This window comes from Ruegeria sp. HKCCA5491 (genome assembly GCF_013034565.1).
Taxonomy (GTDB): Bacteria; Pseudomonadota; Alphaproteobacteria; order Rhodobacterales; family Rhodobacteraceae; genus Ruegeria.
Genome location: NZ_WQGG01000001.1, coordinates 36,172 through 50,056 on the forward strand (window position 1 = coordinate 36,172; position 13,885 = coordinate 50,056).

Consider the following 13,885-nt stretch of genomic DNA (forward strand, 5'->3'; position numbering starts at 1 on the left):
GTGCAATGACCAACGAAACGGTTTGTCTGCATGCCAAAGGTCAGAGAGCTTCGGCGAGCGTGGCGCTAGTGTGATAACTTTCGTGATGCTTCCAAACGGAATCTTAGTCGAAAGCGGTTATTGGGCTCTGCTTGATACTAGCCGTGTCAGCGTAACAGCAGACTTCGTTTGTGAGACAGAAGGCGAGTGACCGCTTTGCGGACACAATGGTCGGTCACCTCAGCCATGTCATTGCAGGGGTTGCACAGCGTTAGTCTCCGGGACAACCTTAGTCTTGAATTTACCGAAGCGGAGTGGCCATCTGTCGACCACTTCAATCAATCAACTTCTAGAGTTCCCTATTTATGGCCCTGCATGATCACCCTATGTGGCGAAAGCCCCAACATCATCAAGATCTTGACCACGCGCATGACCACGTCCATTGGGCCGAGTTATTCTATGACCTGATCCATGTTGTGACGATCTTCTTATTGGGCAACTACCTGTCGCACCACCTTGATTTTCATGGGTTTCTTGTGTTCGCAGGAGTCTTCATCACGCTCTGGTACGCTTGGGGTGAACTCAGCATCTTCAATTCGATCTATGTCAGCACCGATTTCTGGCACCGCCTGATTATGTCGGTGATGATTTGTACGGTGATGTTTATGGCTGCAGCGATTCCGGCTATAGACGGCAAGGGCTGGGTTTTCTTTGCTTTAGGATTTTCTGCGAACAGAGCCATGATCGCGGCGCTTTATTATCGCGCCAGGCGGGTCAATTCTTTCGGCGAGTCGATGTCGGCAGCGCAGATTCGGAACTTTTCGGTTTTTGCGGTGATCTTCGCCATCACAGCGTTTCTGCCGGCACCGCTTGCCTATTGGGTTTTTGCTGTCGCGATGGTCGCTACTCAGGCAATGTACATGATCCCAGGCGTCACTGTCCTACGCTTCGAGCGGTTCGTTCCGCGCCTTGGTCACATGGCAGAGCGGTTTGCTCTGCTGACGCTAATCGTTTTGGGTGAAGGCTTCTTCAAACTGGTCGTCACTCTCTCAGAGAAGGGCATCTATAAAGTTTCACCTGATGTGCTGGTCAACTTCGTTATCGGCGGCGTTTCGATGTTTGTGATGTGTTGGATTTATTTCGACTTTGTCGGTAACGCCAAACCAAAAGACAAAAAAGTGTCGACCTTAGTCATCTGGTGGCTTGCGCACCTGGTCCTGATGTTGTGCGGCGTCATGGTTGGCGTGGCACTTGCAGCGGAGGTCAAGGTCGGGTTTTGGGAGCCTTACCCAACCGAATATGCAGCCATTGGCTGTTTTGGTCTTGCCGGATACATAGCCATGCTTTGGGTGCTTCAGAACGTCATTGAGCACCGCCTGGCCTCAGACTTCGGGCGCTGGGACATCCGAGTGTTTGGGATCGTTCTGGCAATTGCCTGTTTCTATATCGTCCCACATGTTCCTTCATTGGTTGGTAACCTGATCTGGGGGACAGCTTTGCTATCACAGATCGCCATACCTTTGACGCGCGCCTGGATGAAGTTCCGAGATGGGTGAGGCTGTGACAGATTCAAGCTATTTGAGGCAGAGGGTCTATTGGTGGCTGGAGCGCCCAGACCGGGCAGCCACAGGCCCTTGGTTGTTGGAAATAGCTTTGATCGCCCTGATCACGCTGAACGTAGCTGCAGTTATCCTTGAGACGGTCGCTTCCATCTATGCTCGTTGGGGTTTCGCGCTTAACCTGTTCGAAGGCCTTTCCTTGTTCGTGTTCGTGGTCGAATACGTTGCCAGACTTTGGGTCTCGACCGAGAACCCAAGCTATAAAACGCGCGCCTCCTGGGCTGTGTCTCCGATCGCGATCATCGACTTACTGGCTGTGCTGCCTGCGCTGCTTTACCTGATCTTTCCGGTTGACCTGCGACTGCTTCGAACTTTCCGTATGTTGCGGCTACTCAAACTCACTCGGTACTCGCCTGCGCTCGGCATGCTTCTCGCTGTATTTGAAGAAGAGGCTGGCGCTTTTTTCGCCGGTTTCTTTATCTTGATGGTGATGCTGATATTTGCCGCAAGCGGTGCTTGGCTGGCAGAGCATGAGGTGCAACCAGATGCATTCGGCTCAATCCCGGCGGCAATGTGGTGGGCTATGGCGACACTTACGACCGTTGGCTATGGCGACGTGACCCCGGTCACGGTCGCGGGGAAGGTCTTCGGAGCAGCGATCACGGTGATCGGCATAGGTATGGCCGCATTGCCTGCAGGGATCATCGCAAGCGGTCTAAATGACCAGTTGCATCGCCGACGCGCAAGCCTAGAGCGTGAATTTCGAAAAGCCCTAGAAGACGGGGATATCTGTGAGGCGGACGAGGCCGTTATTGACGCCGTTCGCAAGCAATTGGGCCTGTCGCGCCGCGCTGCTGACCACATACGAAATCGCGTGCATGCCGAAACGGTGTCGCAGGTCGATCGCTGCCCCACCTGTGGCCAACCGACGACCCAAAATACCAAGCCTGTTTACGAAGAATGACTTTTCTAAGAAACACCCTCAATTGACTTGGGTCGGGCGTCCACTTCGGGCTCAACGCAGTCACCTGACGGATTTACTCAGATGACCGATTAGCGGCTTTGAGCAGACGTTCACCCCTGAAAACTCGGAGTTCGAACAGGAACGACCGCTCGCACCAAAAGCGGTCGCTCTCCCAAATCTTGGCTACGACCGGCTTGCGGACAAAGCTGCCGATAAGTCATTTTGTCGGGATGTGTGACAACGGCCCGTTGCGGACATTTAGGACGGAATTCAAATGCTGCGGTGGCATACCGGTCTGCGGACATCCGCAACAGTGGCGCAAGCTCTTCATTGTTCACTGATTCCGCCAAGCCACGTTCGTGTCGCTTCAAGCCCCTTGCGCAAGATAGAAAACATCTGCTCGATTTCACTTTCGCTGATGATAAGGGGCGGTGAAAGAACACACATGTTGATAATAGGTCGAACTAATAACCCACGTTTTTGGCATTCTATATCGATCTGGCCGCCAATCTCGTAGTCGCATCCCAGATCACTCCGGGGATCACCATCGACTGAGCATTGTACGCATCCCATCAACCCCATCCCGCGCACATCGGCAACGATATCAATCTGTCGCAAATGCTGCAGCTGATCCTGAAAAACCGGAGCGACCTTTTGAACGTGTTCGAGAAGTTTTTCCCGCTCTATGATCTCAATGCTCTTCAAACCCGCAGCCGCGCTAACCGGATGACCAGAATAGGTGTAGCCATTTGAGAAGGTCGCATCTTTTCCTCCAACGTCTGCGATCAATCGGTCAGAGATAACCGCGGCACCCATCGGCGCATACCCAGATGTCATTCCTTTGGCACAAGTGATTATGTCAGGCTGAATGCCGAAAACAGCATCTGACGAAAACCAATGGCCCAATCGCCCAAATGCCGTCACCACTTCGTCGGAGATATATAGAACATCATACTTCTTGCAGATGTTTAGGCAGCCTTTGTGGTATCCATTCGGCGGCACGATCACGCCGCCAGATGCCAGAACCGGTTCGGCGATAAAAGCGGCAACGTTTTCGGGGCCAAGAGCTACAATGGCGTTTTCAAGATCGGAAATTTTCTCCTTTAGAAAACTCTCGTCGCTTTGACCAGGTGAACGGTAGAGCGGATTCACGTCGGGCAGGAAATGTGCGAGGTCATCCGCCTTGTCAAGCCAAAGCCTGTCACGCTCTTTTCCACTGACGCTGGCCGCCAGATAAGTGCTTCCGTGATAGGCTTTTTGCCTTGAAATGATCTTCTTTTTCTCGGGCCGACCCAAAAGGTTGTTTCGAAAGTGGACAAAGCGGATGGCCGTATCCACCGCAGTCGAACCGCCGGTGGTAAAAAAGACATTGTTCAAGTCGCCCGGCGCACGTTTGGCGATTTCGCGTGCGAACAGCGCGGCAGTTGAGTTGGCGTTGTTGAAGGGAGAGAAATAGGCGAGGTTTCGAGCCTGCTCAGCCATGGCCTCGGCCATCTCCTCTCGCCCATAACCGATCTGAGTGCACCACATCCCGCCTGGTCCGTCGATCAAGCGTTCGCCTATTTCGTTAACCACATGGATGCCGCTGGCACCTTCGATAAAAGTGCGGTCGCTTTTGCCCAAAGTTGCCATTCCTTCCCACGGGTGCAGGAAATGGTCGTTGTCCCAGTGCTTGGCGTTAGAGTTATCCACGGCGGGCCATGCTTTCTGCGCTCATCACAATTGGGAACTCTTCGCGCACCTGAGCGTCTGAGGCGCCGAAGTAGTTGGGGAAATGACTGTCGAGAATGGAATTGGCCTTGTCACGGGCGCGGTCCAATAGATCAGTTTTGCCTTCGTTTTCCCATGTATCTGTACGCTCACGATCCATGAGCCGCGGGTAGACAAATTCGGTGTTCATATAGTTCAGCGTGTGAGGGTTACCGAGGAAATGACCTGGGTCGATGGCACACTGGTGGATCACATCTACCGCCATGGTTTCATCCGTGACCTCTATCCCGCGCAACGATCGCAGGATCATACCACCCGCTTCGTCATCGATGACCATACTTTCAAAGCTGCATCCCATCAGGCTACCCATCATACCGCCGAACTCGCACAAACGATTGGCACCGGCATGGGCGGCAAGCGTGAAGGTCAGTGCTTTTTCCAACCCGTATTGCGCGTCGGGTATTTTTGCATCGGTCATGCCTGCGCCAACGGATGTGGGAAGGCCGTAGAAATTGCCCATCTGAATGGCTGCCGCCCCGATGAGAGCCTGTTCACCGCTGCCGCCGGTGAACGATCCGCTACGCAGGTCTGTGATGAAGGGCCAGGCGGCAAAGCAGACCGGACAGCCCGGTGTGATGAGGTTTACAATGGCAACACAGGCCAGCGTTTCGGCCACGGTTTGCACCAGTGTTCCCGCAAGCGTCGCGGGGGCTGTGGCCCCGGCCTGAGGAGGCACGGCCAGATCGACAGTTAGACCAAGTTTGGCAGTATCAATCAGGATTTCCATGTTCTCCTTGCCGATCCGCAAGGGGGAAACCATTGGGCAGCCGCCAAATATGACGCTTGGCTTCTTCATGAAAGCCCCTTCACCACCGTGAGCCAAATCAAACATGCGGATGGCATGCGGGATATGGCTGCGGTCGCGAAAGGTCAGACAGGCAGGCTTTTGGCTGCCTGCGAGCATCGCATATATGGTGTTCATGTCGTGAGCGAAATCATCGGTCACGTCGGTGGCCAAAACTGTGTCGCCCAGCATATGGATGTTGTCCAAGCGGTCCACTAGTCGGGTGAAATCATAAACGTCGCGCAGAACCGATGGACGATAGGACTTGGTCTCGGAATCGAAGGTTGTGACGGCGGTGCCAGAGTTGGCGAAATAGACACTCTCGGCCGAGCAATGCATGTCGTCTTTGCCTGCACGCTCACCGCGGGCATAGACATAAAACTCCCTGGCGGCAGCCGCCAGGATGTCTTCCATAAGGGCGCGGGGGAAGCACAGCCTATTGAGGTCATTCAAAACTGCGCCTTTGGGAAGCACCAGATCAAGCAATTCCGGGAAATGGTCGGTAACGCCCGTGTTTTCCACAACGGTTAAGGCCGCTTGATGGATGTTCTCCATATCTGCTTGGGTCAGCGGTTTATAGCGGCCGCCACTTAGGCCTCCACGTACGGCCTCATTGCCCGTGGTAGCCTGTTGAACCTTGATGCGCGCGGCGCGTCCGCCGCCGCCGCGACGGCGTGATTTTGCCTCAGCCATGACCGGACATCCTTTGTTCTGGGTCCGGGCTGATCATGTTGAAATAGAAATCGTAGAAGTCCTGGATCGAGGTTTCCATCTCGCCCAAGGGGCCCGGTTGGAAGTATTGAGAATTTACGCCGGACTGGTTGTGGCGAATGATGCGTTCGTCATCCAAAGATGTGACATGCCAAAGCCAGGTCAGGTCTTCTTTGTCGTAGTCTTCGCCTTCTTCGGCGTCAGCGCGAACCAGCCAGACCACCTGAATGTCGGTTTCCTGTAAGCCTCGTGGAATGAAGCGGTAGCCGACCATGTGATCCGAATAAATCAGGAACCAATTCAACGGACCAATATCAAAGTCAGTTGCGCCACCGTCGAAGCCTTTGAGCGTTCCAAGCAATGGTGCAAGTGCCTCGCCCGATTGGCTGCCGGTTTTGTAGCCTTGGTAAAGCGGATAGCGACGATAGTACCCGCTGGTAAATGGGGTCAGCGCAGCGTCGCCGACAAGAGTCAATTCATTGGGTGACAGCCCGGCTTCTACAGCCCTAGCCTTTAGCGGTTCGACCAAACCAGCCATGTCTTGCGGTGATTTCAAGCTATGGGAGCGAGAATACTCTTTGTGAGCTGGCCCGCAGTGGTAGCATTCAAGGTAGTTCTCAACCGCTAGTTTCCAATTCGCGGGAACAGGAAATGACGCGGTATGCGCTACTTTCAAATCGTTCAGGCCATAGGGTTCGACGAGTGGCTCAAGTTTGCTGAGGACAGGATCAAGTGATGGGGTGTTTGCATCGGCACAGACAAAGATCAGGCCCTTGAAGACACTCACCTGAACGGGAAGAAGCCCAAACTTTGACGGGTCGAATTGTTCCCCCATATTGTGACTTGCACGAAGTTTTCCTGATAGCTCATATGTCCATGCGTGGTAGGGGCAAACAAGAACGCGGGCGTTGCCGGATTGTTCAGTGCAGACGCGAGATCCGCGATGGCGGCAGACATTCAAATGAGCACGAATGTCGCCATCGCGGTCGCGAACAACGATAATGCTCTCCGGGCCATAGTCTAACAGGAAGTAGTCACCGGGGCTTGGGATTTGACTGACGTGACCTGCCCAAAGCCAGTTGCGGTTCCAGACCCGGGCGATGTCATAGTTATAGATGTCTTGGGAGGTATAGAATTCGCGCGGCAGGGCGTGGCCGTACTGGTGCGAGGCTATCAGCGCATCCAACTCAAACGGTCGGCTGTTCATCTCGTTTCCTCCAAATCGATTATCTCGCGGCGAAACCAATCCTGGTCTGCTTCTGCCTTGGGGCGTTCAAAATCACGGGCCGCGCGGTGGCCCGCGAAGACTGCGTCGACGATCAGCCCTGGAGAAGCGGCATCGCCAATAAGTTCGACGGTTTTCAACCTGAGCCCGCGCAAGCTGTCATATAGCGTCGTCTCACGCTGACGTTCAGTGACCAGAATTGTCGAGGCACATGGAATATCCATTTCGCGACCAGTAAAGGCACAACCGATGCGGGCCATGTCACCTTGAACCGCCGTCAGCACCTGATTGCAACGAATGTCGATACCAAGCTCCATCAGACGGGCCTGAATGCGAGGCTGCTCCAAAGTATTGATGGAGTAAGCTGAAACCAAATTCTCCGGCGTGACAAAGACCAACTGGTATCCTGCCGTCGCCAGTTTTTCGGCGATCACTCCTGCCAGATAGATATGATCGTCATCATAGATCATGACCGGGCCATCAGGCGGTAGAACACCATTCATTATGTCATCAGGCGTCAGCACATTGGCGCTTTGCTCGATCTGGGGCACATGGCGCTGGGTGTTACGGCCCATGCCGTCGGTTCGCCAAAGGCTGCCGGTGGCCACAAAGACGTGTTCGACGCCCAGCTCTGCCACTTGATCGCCATCAAGCCTGCTGTCAGTGAAAAGCTGAACGTTGCCGCGTTGCTTTAAATCATGCAGACGATAGTCGACGACGCGGGACCAAGCTGCGAGGCCGGGAAGTTTGCTTTCCTTCGTAACCCGCCCGCCCAATTCGGCTGACGCTTCGGCCAAGGTCACCTGATATCCTCGCCTTGCCAACTGCATGGCGCATTCAAGACCGGCAGGGCCACCGCCAACAACCAAAGTATCCGCGTTGCTCTTTTTCGGCGCGATGATCTCGGGGTGCCAACCGCGTCGCCATTCCTCACCCATCGTAGGGTTTTGAGTGCATCGGATCGGGATACCCAGATTGTCCGACGACACGCAGATATTGCAGCCGATGCATTCGCGGATTTCGTCGATCCTGCCTTCCCCGATCTTTTTTGGTATGAAAGGGTCCGCAATGGATGGCCGCGCGGCACCGATAAGGTCGACAATTCCTTTTTTGACCATCGACAGCATCATGTCGGGGGATGTCAGGCGACCGACACCAACCACAGGTTTTTGGGTGATCTGTTTAACGTGGGACAGAAACGCGTTCTGATATCCGTCCTCTGGCTGAAAACGAGTCGTAGCACTGTCATAGGACCAGTCAGCCACATTCACATCCCATAGGTCAGGAAGATCGGCCAAAAGCTCGACAACGGCGCGGCCTTCTTCTGCTACCTGCATGCCCCCGGCACCCATCATCTCATCAATAGCAAAACGGAACGCCACAGCGCAGCTGTCGCCCACGGCTTCGTGAGTGTCTTCCAGCAGTTCACGTGTCAGACGCACGCGATTTTCGAGCGACCCACCATATTCATCGCTACGCTGGTTCATATGCGGCAGCATGAAATGTTGCGCCAATGTCATGTTGTGCCCGGCATACACATAAATGATGTCAAATCCGGCATCTTTCGCGCGCAAGGCGGCCTCGCGGTGCCAACGGCGAAATTCCCGAATGTCGGCTTTATCCATAGCCCGCGCCTGCTTGGGGTGTGTAGTGTCGACAGACATTTCGGAAGGTGCAAGAACCGGGGCGCGGGTAAGCAGGTTTTGCGCATGATTGCCGTTATGAACCAGCTGGATAGCCGCCAGCGCACCATGTGCATGCACTGCGTCTGTCATCAGCCGCAACGCGGGCACATCGCGCGCGTCCCATAGCCGCCCTTCGGCGTAAGGAGAAAGGTCAGAAGTCGGGTGAATCTCGGTCTCCTGATTGGAAACCACCGCCCACCCGCCTTCGGCCTTCATTCCACGAACGGCAGCATCCGCCCTTGGTCGGAGGTGCCCCAGCCCGGTGCAATGAGGCACCTGATAGAAGCGGTTCCTGGCAGTGACTGGCCCGATCTGAACCGGTTCCAAGAGCATACCATATGGGTTCGCGTCTGACATGTTCACGCGTTTTCCTGTGTTTGTGTTCCAGGGCTGGTTGGCCCCGGAGATACTGTTGAATCAGAAGCCGGCTTTGATCCGTTCAAACTCCGCCAGCATTTTTGCCTCAAGCTCGGGGTTCACCGCATCAAAGAACAAACTGCCCTCGAAGAAGCTTTTTGGATCGGAGAAACCATAGGCTTCGATGTTGGCCTGATCGGCAACTTCGAACGCTTTTGCGTTCGAATGCGGGTAGCCCCAGTTGTCGATGATGTACTGACCGCTGGCCGGGTCGGTAAGCGCGTTCAACAGATCATAGACCTGATCGACCGGTGTCGTGGATGATTTCAGATGCACGTAGCCGCACGCCCAGGTCGCGATACCCTTGTCGACGTCTCGCATCATCGCGGCAGGCACCTCATTCCAGATCAGGTTTAGTTCTGACTGGTTCCAGGCCCAACCGAATTCGATCTCGCCGCTGGTCATGGCCTGGTCAAACTGACCTGCGTCGGACCAGTAAAAGCGCATGTTCGGGTGGATCGAGCGCAGGAAGTCAGACGCTTCCTTGAACTGCTCATCGCTCAAGTTGGTGTAGTCGTCAGCATTTCCAGTAGCCAGCGCCGCTAACGCATAAGCAGATGATGCGGCATCCGGGATAGCGATCTTACCGGCATAAGCCGGGTCGGCCAGCAATTGCAGTGAGATATCGTCCCCCGAGATCTTGTCGGTGCGATAGATAAGGCCCGTGTTCCCCCATTCGAACGGCAACATGTAAAGCTGGCCGTCCAGAACGATGGCGTCGACCTCCTTGATCTCGGGCAGCACATCCGCCCAATTGGTCAGCTTGCTTTCGTCCAGCGGCTGAATCAGATCGGCTGCGACCCATTTTCTGACCGCGTCGGAACAAGGATGCGCTAAATCAGCTGTAAATCCGGAGCTTAGCTTGGTAAAGGCTTCTTCCTGGCTACCGAAATAGGAATAGCTCGGTGCTTCATTCCCGTATTTTTCCATGTAGCTGGCAAAGAATCCCGGGTCTTCATATCCCGACCAGTCAAATACCGTCAGATCAGCTCCACCGGCGCTGGCGCTTCCTGTACTTATTGCCGTCGCACATGCGAAGGCCGCAATTCCCTGAAGTTTCAATTTTTTTCCTCCCATTGTCTTATTCTGTGTCAGTGCCAAGATCGATCACGCTGGCGCTTTGGACTCCCAGCCAAACTGCGTCGCCGCGATTGAAATCAACCGTGTGAAAGTAGTTCGGAACCGAGACCGAGATCGGCTTGTCGGTTTCCGCAACCTGAATGTGGTAGTGAATGTTCTCGCCATAGAAGGCGACGTTGCTGACTTTGCCCTGAACAGTTGATGGATAGTCTTCGGGTTTTTCAGAGGTGATTTCCAATTGTTCGGGTCGAATACCGATGTTCATATCTCGGGCGCTGGTTGCGACGTTGGGGTTTTTTTCAATCTCCATTTGGCCAAAGGCCTTCGCGTCGATTGAAAGCGTATCGCCATTTTCCTCAAGCAACTGGGCAGGCAAAATGTTCATCTCACCGATGAAACTGGCAACCTGCTGATCGCAGGGCCGGGCGTAAAGCGTTGTTGGCGTATCCACCTGCTTTAGCCGCCCATTGAACATCACGCCAATGCGGTCAGACATTGTCATCGCCTCGTATTGGTCGTGTGTGACCATCACAAAGGTGATACCCAGCGATTGCTGCAGATTACGCATTTCAAATTGCATCTGCTCGCGCAGCTTCTTGTCCAAGGCCGACAAGGGCTCATCCAGCAACAGTACTTTGGGTCGCATGATCAGCGCACGGGCGAGCGCCACCCTTTGCCGCTGCCCACCTGACAGCTCACTTGCGCCGCGATCCTCAAGACCGCCCAGCTCGACAATTTCCAAGGCTTCGGCCACACGCTGGTCGATTTCGGCCTTGGGGGCCTTGCCACGTAATCCATAAGCCACGTTGTTTCCAACATTCAGGTGCGGGAAGATGGCGTAGCTCTGAAAAACCATGTTCGTCGGGCGGTTGTTGGCAGGCACACCATCCATATCCTGACCGTCGATCAGTACGGTGCCTTTGGTCGGCTCTTGGAAACCAGCGATCATCCGCAATACCGTGGTTTTGCCGCATCCCGATGGGCCGAGGAGTGAGAAAAACTCGCCTTCCTTGAGATCGAGGTCGATCCCGCTAGCCGCAAGAAAAGTGCCATAGCGTTTCTCGACGCCCCTGAGTTCGATGATGTTTTTTTCTGTCATTGGACCCCTGATGCGGATGAGCGGCGCCGGAAATACTCGGCCAGCACCAAAAGTAGAACCGATGAAAGCAGCAGGATAGAGCCTAAGGCCAAAACGTTTGGAAGCTTGGCGGGGAAACGAATCTGACTCCAGATGTAGACTGGCAAGGTTGGTTGGTTGCCGGACAGGAAAAAGGCGAGCACGAACTCGTCGAAGCTGACTGTGAAAGTGACCAGCAAACTTGCGACGATACCCGGGGAAACGACCGGAAGCGTCACGCGGCGGAAGGTGTCGAACACGCCGACACCTAGATCGTATGATGCTTCCTCCAGCGACGCATCGAAGTCATCAAACGCAGACTTCAGGATCGAGACGGAAAACGGCAGCGCAAGAAATGTATGACCCAGAACGACGGTCAGCAAAGACGGCTTAAGACCGATAAACAAAAACAGAACCAGCATTGAAGAAGCGACGATAATGCCCGGTATAACCAAAGGCAGCATCACCAGACCTTCGGCAGCACGCTGACCCCGAAAACGGTACCGAACAAAGGCGCGGGCGGCGAACAATCCCATAGCGGTAGAAAGAAGTGCCACGACGGTGCCGACGCCAAGCGAATTCCAAAGGGCCTGGATCAAGGTATCCTGTTCGCCCAGCTTCCGATACCAGTCCAGCGTCCAGCCCTTGATGGGAAAGGCAACGATTGTGCCGCTGTTGAATGAAAACAAGGGCAGAAAAAGGACCGGCAGGTAAAGAAAAACCAAATACAGAAAGGCGTAGGCTGTCAGGGTCGAAGGGCGTCTCATCTTATCCGCCTCCCTAGCCGGGTGGCGGTAATTACAAACACTATAGCGACAAAGCCAACCGATAGCATCGCGATCAGTGAAAGGGTGGCGCCGAGTGGCCAGTTGTTGGCGGCCCCGAACTGCACCTGAATAAGGTTGGCGATCATCTTTCCATCCGACCCGCCAACCAGTGCCGGGGTCACATAGTCACCTACCGTGGGAATAAATATGATCAGACAAGCAGCAATGATCCCCGGGATGGTTAGTGGCAGCGTCACCCGCATGAAGCGTTGAAAAGGGCTGTTACCGAGGTCGGTGGCGGCTTCCAGTAAGCTCGGATCGATCTTCTGCAATGAGACATAGATCGGCAGGATCGCAAATGGCGCCCAAGCATGGGCAAGCGTCAGCACGACTGCAAATTCATTGTAGAGAAGGAAGTCGAGCGGTTCGTCGATCAGACCAAGCATCAGCAGTGCAGAATTCATTACGCCGTTGAACCCCAGGATGAGTTTCCACGCAAATACACGCAGGAGGTAGCTAGACCAGAATGGAATGGTGATGAGCAGAAGCCAGATGGTCTTTTTACGGGCCTTCATCGCGATGAAATAAGCGATGGGATATGCCAGTGCGACAGTAACTGCTGTAACTGCTCCGGCAATCCAGATCGACCTTAGCATTAAGTGTCTAACCAGAGGATCAGCAAACGCGTCGCTATAGTTTTTTAGTGTCGGCGTCTTGTCGAGCGTTACGTAGGTTTGCGTCCAGAACGAATAGGCGATCAAGATCAACAACGGAGCCGCCACCAGAAAGCCCACATAAGCCGTGGCTGGTGCGCTGAGGGTATAGCCCCGGGATGCTTCGCTACGAAAGATTACCCAAACTCCCATCCGGATTTTCACGAGTCACTAATGGACGATCGTCCATTAAATGTTGCGCCAGAACGGTCTTTCGTGTCAATCTTCCTGTGAGAAAGACTTGAGTGATGCCATCAAGGAAATGGAATTATTGAATAAAGTGGAAAACGTTAGAGGAAGAAAACGTGGCTCGAAACGTGATCCAGATGCCAGTAAGCAACTTCTGATCAAGGCGACTCTGGACTCTATCGCGGATATTGGAGTCACCGAGACGACGGTCAGCTGCATCTGCGAGCGTTCTGGTTTGTCACGCGGAATGATCCATTTGCATTTCGGCGGGAAGGACAATTTGCTGACGGCAGCAGCCCAGCATTTCAGTGCCCAATATTATTCCGAGATGGACAAAATGACCGATCTGGGCTCGGATGCATCGCCCGAAGACCGAGTGATGGCTGTGATCGAGGCGGATCTGTCCGAAGCACTGCTCAATCCAAGAAGTACAAAAATCTGGCATGCATTTCGCGGCATCGCGAGCTCACACCCAGGCATTGCCCGCTACAGCAGCACTCAGGATCAAAAACTTGTCGAGACATTGCGGCTTGCGTTTAAGGAGATAGCTCAAAAAAAAGAGCGTGACCCAAACTTGGTGGACGATGCCACTGCCGGAACGCTGGCTTTGCTGGAAGGTATGTGGGTCAATTACCTAACAGATATGCAGGGTTTTTCACGACGACGCTCTGTTGATCTTATCAGACGTTTCTTGTGCGGACTTTTCCCCGAAAAATTTAAATTGTGAGATTTCGGGACGCTCAGATTTGAGACAGAAAAACAGCATGTTCTTGGAAAGCCGACTGCTGGTATTGGCGAATTCCCTGGCGTCTAAATGCAACACCCCCGTGCATTGGACGAAATCCAACGCCCGCTTTCCCCCGAAGAAAGGTTTCCATTGCACGTGCAGCGAAAGACCGCTTTCCGCCCAAAACGACAAATGCTG

At 54.0% G+C, this 13,885-nt stretch carries 11 protein-coding genes; 3 read left to right on the forward strand and 8 right to left on the reverse strand.

The window, feature by feature from the left end; translation table 11 throughout:
• Positions 1–344 precede the first annotated feature (344 nt).
• Positions 345–1,535 carry a low temperature requirement protein A gene (locus GOV88_RS00185; RefSeq protein WP_171125976.1) on the forward strand — a complete coding sequence of 397 codons (1,191 nt, stop codon included), beginning with the start codon at positions 345–347 and terminating at the stop codon, positions 1,533–1,535.
• 97 nt (positions 1,536–1,632) lie between these two features.
• A complete protein-coding gene (locus GOV88_RS00190; RefSeq protein ID WP_171239177.1) occupies positions 1,633–2,502 on the forward strand; it encodes an ion transporter in 870 nt (289 codons plus the stop codon).
• A gap of 327 nt (positions 2,503–2,829) precedes the next feature.
• On the opposite strand, the gene GOV88_RS00195 is transcribed toward GOV88_RS00190, so the two are convergent.
• From GOV88_RS00195 to GOV88_RS00230, 8 genes are read right to left on the reverse strand one after another with little or no spacing between them, the layout of a single operon-like run.
• Positions 2,830–4,134 carry an aminotransferase class III-fold pyridoxal phosphate-dependent enzyme gene (locus tag GOV88_RS00195; protein WP_234899391.1) on the reverse strand — a complete coding sequence of 435 codons (1,305 nt, stop codon included), beginning with the start codon at positions 4,132–4,134 and terminating at the stop codon, positions 2,830–2,832.
• 52 nt (positions 4,135–4,186) lie between these two features.
• A complete protein-coding gene (locus GOV88_RS00200; RefSeq protein ID WP_171239178.1) occupies positions 4,187–5,749 on the reverse strand; it encodes a trimethylamine methyltransferase family protein in 1,563 nt (520 codons plus the stop codon).
• Positions 5,742–6,974: an aromatic ring-hydroxylating dioxygenase subunit alpha gene (locus GOV88_RS00205; RefSeq protein ID WP_171125941.1), complete on the reverse strand. Its 1,233-nt coding sequence runs from the start codon at positions 6,972–6,974 to the stop codon at positions 5,742–5,744. Before GOV88_RS00205 ends, GOV88_RS00200 begins: the two co-directional genes overlap by 8 nt.
• Positions 6,971–9,034: an FAD-dependent oxidoreductase gene (locus GOV88_RS00210; protein WP_171239179.1), complete on the reverse strand. Its 2,064-nt coding sequence runs from the start codon at positions 9,032–9,034 to the stop codon at positions 6,971–6,973. Before GOV88_RS00210 ends, GOV88_RS00205 begins: the two co-directional genes overlap by 4 nt.
• A gap of 60 nt (positions 9,035–9,094) precedes the next feature.
• Positions 9,095–10,156 carry an extracellular solute-binding protein gene (locus GOV88_RS00215; protein ID WP_234899375.1) on the reverse strand — a complete coding sequence of 354 codons (1,062 nt, stop codon included), beginning with the start codon at positions 10,154–10,156 and terminating at the stop codon, positions 9,095–9,097.
• Between the two features lie 19 nt (positions 10,157–10,175).
• Positions 10,176–11,273 (reverse strand): ABC transporter ATP-binding protein, encoded by a 1,098-nt coding sequence (locus GOV88_RS00220; RefSeq protein WP_171239180.1) that lies wholly within the window; start codon positions 11,271–11,273, stop codon positions 10,176–10,178.
• Positions 11,270–12,058 carry an ABC transporter permease gene (locus GOV88_RS00225; protein WP_170752062.1) on the reverse strand — a complete coding sequence of 263 codons (789 nt, stop codon included), beginning with the start codon at positions 12,056–12,058 and terminating at the stop codon, positions 11,270–11,272. Before GOV88_RS00225 ends, GOV88_RS00220 begins: the two co-directional genes overlap by 4 nt.
• Positions 12,055–12,924, reverse strand: coding sequence for an ABC transporter permease (locus GOV88_RS00230; RefSeq protein ID WP_170549885.1), 870 nt, complete (start codon positions 12,922–12,924; stop codon positions 12,055–12,057). Before GOV88_RS00230 ends, GOV88_RS00225 begins: the two co-directional genes overlap by 4 nt.
• Positions 12,925–13,012: 88 nt before the next feature.
• Here GOV88_RS00230 and GOV88_RS00235 point away from each other — a divergent pair, with 88 nt between their 5' ends.
• Positions 13,013–13,687 (forward strand): TetR family transcriptional regulator C-terminal domain-containing protein, encoded by a 675-nt coding sequence (locus GOV88_RS00235; protein WP_254449130.1) that lies wholly within the window; start codon positions 13,013–13,015, stop codon positions 13,685–13,687.
• Positions 13,688–13,885 lie beyond the last annotated feature (198 nt).

What these genes read in the sequence shown, in the direction of transcription:
- GOV88_RS00205 (WP_171125941.1), bottom strand. Translation starts at nt 6,974, where the DNA reads ATGAACAGCCGACCGTTTGAGTTGGATGCGCTGATAGCCTCGCACCAG.
- GOV88_RS00230 (WP_170549885.1), bottom strand. Translation starts at nt 12,924, where the DNA reads ATGGGAGTTTGGGTAATCTTTCGTAGCGAAGCATCCCGGGGCTATACC.
- GOV88_RS00225 (WP_170752062.1), bottom strand. Translation starts at nt 12,058, where the DNA reads ATGAGACGCCCTTCGACCCTGACAGCCTACGCCTTTCTGTATTTGGTT.
- GOV88_RS00200 (WP_171239178.1), bottom strand. Translation starts at nt 5,749, where the DNA reads ATGGCTGAGGCAAAATCACGCCGTCGCGGCGGCGGCGGACGCGCCGCG.
- GOV88_RS00195 (WP_234899391.1), bottom strand. Translation starts at nt 4,134, where the DNA reads ATGGCAACTTTGGGCAAAAGCGACCGCACTTTTATCGAAGGTGCCAGC.
- GOV88_RS00185 (WP_171125976.1), top strand. Translation starts at nt 345, where the DNA reads ATGGCCCTGCATGATCACCCTATGTGGCGAAAGCCCCAACATCATCAA.
- GOV88_RS00210 (WP_171239179.1), bottom strand. Translation starts at nt 9,034, where the DNA reads ATGTCAGACGCGAACCCATATGGTATGCTCTTGGAACCGGTTCAGATC.
- GOV88_RS00220 (WP_171239180.1), bottom strand. Translation starts at nt 11,273, where the DNA reads ATGACAGAAAAAAACATCATCGAACTCAGGGGCGTCGAGAAACGCTAT.